Source organism: Streptomyces griseorubiginosus, assembly GCF_017614965.1.
GTDB classification, from domain to species: Bacteria; Actinomycetota; Actinomycetes; order Streptomycetales; family Streptomycetaceae; genus Streptomyces; species Streptomyces griseorubiginosus_B.
Genome location: NZ_WVUG01000431.1, coordinates 1 through 5,974, shown reverse-complemented (window position 1 = coordinate 5,974; position 5,974 = coordinate 1). Strand labels below are relative to the sequence as shown.

Sequence of the window (5,974 nt, the reverse complement as noted above, 5' to 3'; positions counted from 1 at the left end):
CGGTGGCGGGGGCTTGGCGGGCCTCAGGTCGTTCCGGCGTCGCGGTGGGCCTTGACCGCGGCCACCGCGGGGGCCATGGCGCCGCGGGCGAGTTCGTCGAGCAGGTCGCAGTGGTGGCGGTTGCGTGCCCGTACGACCTCGGGGGTCGGGACGGGCAGCAGCAGGCACTGGCGGCCGAGCAGGTCGGCGGCGAACTCGCGGATGCCGGGGCCCCCGAGGGCCTCGGCCAGGTCGAGGTGGAAGCGGGTCTCCAGTTCGAGCAACCGGTCCGGTGCGTCGGTGCGGTCCAGTTCGTCGGTCAGCGCCCGCAGTCCGTCGAGCCTGTCCTGCGGCACCTCGCCCACGGCGTGGGAGACGAGACCGCATTCCAGCAGCGCGTGGACGGCGTCCAGTGAGGCCGCCTCGTCGGGGTCGTGCATCACGGCCACGACGGTGTCCCAGTCCTGGGCGACGAAGGTTCCGCCGGCCCTGCCGCGCCGACGGTCCAGCAGACCGTCCTGGCACATGCCCTCCAGGGCCCGGCGGACGGTGATCTCACCGATGCCGAGTTCCTCGGCCAGGACGCCGACGTCGGGCAGCCGGTCTCCCGGTGTCTCGGACCTCAGGCGCACCCGCAGGGCGATCCGTGAGCGGACGAGTTCCGATCCGGTCTGTCCCCTGCCGGGCAGGGCGCGGACGTCGAGCACCCCGGAGACGAACTTCCCCGCTGTCTTGGCCACGACGTCACCTTAACCGCCTGCTGAGCGGGGTCACGGCCCGCGTGAGATGTGCATGGGGCTCCTACGGACGTAGCGGCTCCGCGTTGCCCGTAAAATAGAGCACGATGAACAGTTAAACAAGTCTTGTTCTTTTGGATCGTACTGAACTAATTTCCCGGTCACCGTCCCCACTCCTCTCATGGATGTCGCGATGACCTCAACGCTCACCCAGAGTCCGCCCACCGAACCCGGCCTGAAGCCGGGGCTCAAGAACCGGCACCTGTCGATGATCGCCATCGGCGGTGTCATCGGCGCCGGTCTCTTCGTCGGCTCCGGCTCCGGCATCGCCGCCGCCGGCCCCGGCATCCTCGTCTCGTACGCGCTCGTCGGCGTCCTCGTCGTCCTCGTGATGCGCATGCTGGGCGAGATGGCAGCGGCCAACCCGACGTCCGGCTCCTTCTCCGCCTACGCCGACCGGGCGCTGGGCCGCTGGGCCGGCTTCACCATCGGCTGGCTGTACTGGTTCTTCTGGGTCGTGGTGCTCGCCGTGGAGGCGACCGCCGGGGCCAAGATCCTGGCCGGCTGGGTGCCCGCCGTCCCTCAGTGGGGCTGGGCCCTGATCGTCATGGTCGTCCTGACGGCCTCCAACCTCGCCTCGGTCAGCTCCTACGGCGAGTTCGAGTTCTGGTTCGCGGGCATCAAGGTCGTCGCCATCGCCGCGTTCATCGTGCTCGGCGGCCTCGCCATCTTCGGCCTGCTGCCCGGCTCGGACCACCCGGCGTCCGGCTTCTCCTACCTCACCGCGCACGGCGGATTCCTGCCGCACGGACCGGGCGCGATCCTCACCGGCGTCCTGATGGTGGTCTTCTCCTTCATGGGCAGCGAGATCGTCACGCTCGCGGCCGGCGAGTCCCAGGACCCGCGGGGCGCGGTCACCAAGGCCACCAACAGCGTGATCTGGCGCATCGCGGTGTTCTACCTGGGCTCGATCCTCGTCGTGGTGTCGCTGCTGCGCTGGGACGACCCGGCGATCCTCAAGGACGGTTCCTACGTCGCCGCACTCAGCTCCATCGGCATCCCGCACGCCGCCCAGATCATGAACGCGATCGTGCTGACCTCGGTGCTGTCCTGTCTCAACTCCGGCCTGTACACCGCCTCCCGCATGGCCTTCTCGCTCGGCGGGCGCACCGACGCCCCGGCCTCCTTCGCCCGCACCACCCAGCGCGGTGTGCCGCGCACGGCGATCCTGGCCTCGGTGGTCTTCGGCTTCGTCGCGGTCGCCTTCAACTACCTGTGGCCCGACACCGTCTTCCAGTTCCTGCTCAACTCCTCCGGCGCGATCGCGCTGTTCGTCTGGCTGGTGATCTGTTTCTCGCAGCTGCGCATGCGCAAGATCATCCAGCGGGAGTCGCCGGAGAAGCTCGTCGTGCGGATGTGGCTCTACCCCTATCTGACCTGGGCCACGATCGCCCTGATCACCTTCGTTCTGGGGTACATGCTGACCGACACGGCGGATGGCGGCGGACGCGACCAGGTGGTCCTGTCCACGCTGGTGGCGCTCGGCGTGGTGGCCTTCGCACTGGTCCGGCAGCGGATCAGCCGCAAGCGGGACGAGCTGGTCACGTCGCCCTAGCAACCGTCTGCGCGTCGGCCCCGGGTACGGCGGGCACCGTACCCGGGGCCGACGCCGCTGTCAGGCGCTCGGCAGGCCGTAGACGCGGTCGTAGTGGTGAGCCACCAGGTGGCCGGCTCGGTCGCAGGAGATCTGCCAGCCGTTGACGCCGGTGTCCCGGCCGTCCGTGAAGTTCCACCGCAGGCGGCCGGTGGCGGCGTCGATGGCGAAGAAACCTTTCTTGTTCTCGAGGGCGGCGGCATACACGGCCTTCGATCCGACCGCGATGGAATGGTCGCCGTCGAGTTGGGGCGTCGCGCAGAACCAGCGCCGTGAGCCGTTCGCCGCGTTGAAGGCGTAGACGCCGTGGGGGTCGTTGCCGATGACGTAGACGGTGTCGTCGCCCGTTCCGAGGGAGGTGAACAAGCCGTGCTCGGGTTTCGCGCGCCAGCGGAGCCTGCCGGTACCGAGCTCCAGGGCGATGAGCTCGGAGCCGATGGCGAAGACGGTCTGGCCGAGTACGGCGATACCCGGCCGCAGGTCGTAGCCGACCGGGTGCCGCCACAGCAGGGTGCCGGCGTCGCGGGTGCTGCGGACGGAGACGTTGCGCAGGCCGTCGGCGTACACGAAGTAGTCGGAGGTGACGACCGGCTGAAGGGGGATGCCGACGTCTTCCGGGCTGATCGGTATGACCTCGGCCTGGCGGGCCTGGAGGTCGACTGCGAAGACGGCGTCGGTGGAGGTCGCGACGCCCTGTTCCGTCGACTGGCGTTCCAGCCGAGCGCCGAGTACGGAGAGGGTGGAGCCTTCGTAGGCGCCGAGCAGTTGGTCGAACTGGAAGTCCGTGCCGAAGTCGAGGGTGAACCGCTCGGTCCCGCTGGTCGGATCCACGCCGATCACGGTGGCGCCCGTGCCGAGCGCGACGGCCGCGCCGTCGGTCAGCAGGACGGGTGTGGGCGAGAGGCTGATGCCCTGGTAGATCCACTTGGGGTGGGAGCCGTTGTCGAGGTCGAGGCAGATCACGGTGCCCGGGCGGGCCTTGAGCAGGGCGGTGCCGTCGTTGAAGACCGCCGGGGTCTGCAGCAACGGGGCGCTGGCGTAGACCCAGTTCGGCTCGGGAGCGGAGACGATGGAAGACGCGGAGCGGGTACGGGGCTTCCTTCGCACGGCGACGAGTGCGGTGGCCCCTCCGGCCACCGCCAGGCCCGCGGCGGCGAGCATCGAGCGCCGGGAGAGACCGGAGTGGGTGGAGGAGCGACGGTGCGCACGGGAAGGCGAGGCCGGGGCCGGCTTCTCGGGCGGGCCGGACGCCTCCGGTGTCGTCGGGCGGAGGAAGTCCGCATCCGCCCGGCGTGCGAGGGCGACGTGGGACTCTGCGCGGTCATGTGCTTCACCGCCGCGGCAGCCGGGGTCAGCTCCGAGTGTGCGGGCGCCGTTCGCCCCGGTCTCGCTCTCGAGAGCATCGGGGGTGCCGGGACTGTCGGTGGTGATCGGCGCGGCGGCCGGTGCCGGTACGAGATCCTCGGCGGCGGCCTGATACCGAGCCACGGTCGCCGCGACCGGAGCGGGCAGCCAGGCCTCGGTCAGCAGTTGTTCGACGCCGCCCGGAGCGCACGCCGCGGAGAGTCGGTCGGGTGTGATGCGCAGGGCGGGATCCTTGGCCAGGCAGAGCCCGATGATCTTCTCGAGCGGTTCGGGCACGCCGGTCAGGTCGGGCCAGCCGTGGACCACCTGGTAAAGGAGCGTCGCAGCTGCGGCGCCGCTGAACGGCGGGCGCCCGCACGCGGCGAAGGCCAGTACCGAGCCGAGACAGAAGACGTCGCCCTCCGCTCCCATCGGATCTCCGGTCGCCTGTTCCGGGCACATGTACTCCAGGGAGCCGAACACGCCTCCGGTGGCGGTGAGTTGGTAGCCGTCGCGGGCGCGGACGATGCCGAAGTCGATGACACGTGGTCCGTCGGCGGCGAGCAGCACGTTGGAGGGTTTGAGGTCACGGTGCACCAGGCCCTGGGCGTGCACCGCGCTGAGCGCCTCTGCCATGCCGGCGCCGAGCACGAGAACCGTCTCCACCGGTAGCGGCCCGTGTTCGGCGATCGCCTCGGCCAAGGTGGGGCCGGGGATGTAGGTGGTGGCGAGCCACGGTGTTTCCGCGTCCGGAGCGGCGTCCACCACGGATGCGGTGTAGGTGCCGCCGACAGCCGCCGCGGCCGCCACCTCGCGCCGGAAACGGATGCGGAAGTTCTTGTCCTCCGCCATCTCGGGGCGGATGACCTTGACCGCGACGGCGTGGCCGGCCGGCGACGTGGCCAGATAGACGCGGCCCATACCGCCCGCTCCGAGCCGGGCCACCAGGCGGTAGGGGCCCAGCTGTTCGGGATCTTCTGGGCGCAGTGGCTTCATACCCGCGGCTGCCTGTTCTTGGTGGTGGCAGACGGGAGTCCCGCCCGCTGGTGGGGGAGAGGCCCGCAAGGGGTCTGGCAACACAGTAGAGGCTGGAGTGACGGCTGAGGTTCATCTCGACAGCCGCTCTCCGCTACTCGGAAGTAGCTGACCAGCCCCTTCTCCCCTTCGAGCAGGCCGATTTGACGGGACGTCATGTCGTCGGTGACACGTGCCTGTACTGCGGGAACAGTGCGCGATACGCAACAGCGATGCTGTGTGATGCCTGTATACGACAAAGACCTCCGATGTGTTGAAGCTCACCTGCTCCGGCGACGGTGCTCGCCGCGGCGCGGCTTTTCAGTGCACCGTCAGGGTGGTGTCGTCCAGGGCGAAGTCGGTCGCCGCGGCTTTGGAGGTGACCGTGTAGGCGAGGGTCACGGTCCTTCCGGCGTATGCCGACAGGTCGTGGGTGTGCTGCCGGTAGGTCTGGGTGGCGTCTTTGTTGGAGTAGGTGGCCAGGGTGGCGAGGACGGTCCCGGCCTGGTCCAGGACGCGGACCTGCAGGGTGTCTTTGGCGGCGTCGGTCGGGGTGAGCTCGGTGACGGGCCGAAGCCAGTAGCTGAGGCTGACGGTTGGGCAGCCGCTGGGGATGGCGACGGTCTGACGCAGGGTGCGGGCCTTCTGGGAGGCGGCCAGGTGGTCGTACAGGCTGAGGTAGTGGCCCGAGCGGGCGGGGATGTCGGTGGTGGTGTCGGTGAGGAACCAGGGTGACTGCCCGGTCCAGGGTGGGTAGTCGGGCAGTTCGAAGCCGGGATTGCCGAGTATCTGGCCCGGGTAGCACCCTTCGGCGGTGGTGATCCGCCAGGTGAAGGAGGCGGCGCCGAACGCTCCGGCGGAGTCCTGCGCCGTGACGGTGACGCCCCAGGTGCCCCAGGTGGTGGGTGTGCCGGAGATCAGGCCCGTCGTGGGGTTGAGCGACACTCCGGGAGGCAGTCCCGAGGCGGTGTAGGTGAGGGTGCGCCCCGGGACGGAGTCGCTGCCCTGTGCCTGGAGGGAGACGGGACTGCCGGTGCGGGTGTTCTGGTCGGGGGGCACGGTCACGGTGACGGTGGTGCCGTCGGTGGTCACCGTGCCGGAGAGCGCGGACACGCCGGCCGGCGTGCCGAGCCCGGTGGGGCCGTCGTATCCCGTCGCCGCAGTGCAGAAGTACGCGGTGTCGTCGTCGCAGAAGCCGTTCTCGCCGGAGGTCACGTCGTTGAGCGCGGCGGGGTGGGCGTAGGGG

General features: G+C 70.0%; 4 protein-coding genes. 1 reads left to right on the top strand and 3 read right to left on the bottom strand.

Annotated elements, in window-relative coordinates:
- Positions 1-23 precede the first annotated feature (23 nt).
- Positions 24-719 (bottom strand): FadR/GntR family transcriptional regulator, encoded by a 696-nt coding sequence (locus GRC12_RS41040; protein WP_208785543.1) that lies wholly within the window; start codon positions 717-719, stop codon positions 24-26.
- Positions 720-909: 190 nt separating this feature from the next.
- On the opposite strand from GRC12_RS41040, the gene GRC12_RS41035 reads away from it, so the two are divergent.
- Complete coding sequence (locus GRC12_RS41035; protein ID WP_244374547.1) at positions 910-2,331, top strand: amino acid permease; 1,422 nt, start codon at positions 910-912, stop codon at positions 2,329-2,331.
- Positions 2,332-2,391: 60 nt separating this feature from the next.
- On the opposite strand, the gene GRC12_RS41030 is transcribed toward GRC12_RS41035, so the two are convergent.
- Positions 2,392-4,710: a protein kinase domain-containing protein gene (locus GRC12_RS41030; RefSeq protein WP_208785541.1), complete on the bottom strand. Its 2,319-nt coding sequence runs from the start codon at positions 4,708-4,710 to the stop codon at positions 2,392-2,394.
- A 339-nt stretch (positions 4,711-5,049) separates the two neighbouring features.
- On the bottom strand, positions 5,050-5,974 hold a 925-nt coding region (locus GRC12_RS41025; protein WP_208785540.1), incomplete at its 5' end, for an Ig domain-containing protein.

Bases quoted from the DNA above. Each gene is read 5' to 3' on its own strand.
- GRC12_RS41035 (WP_244374547.1), top strand. From the start codon at position 910: ATGACCTCAACGCTCACCCAGAGTCCGCCCACCGAACCCGGCCTGAAG.
- GRC12_RS41030 (WP_208785541.1), bottom strand. From the start codon at position 4,710: ATGAAGCCACTGCGCCCAGAAGATCCCGAACAGCTGGGCCCCTACCGC.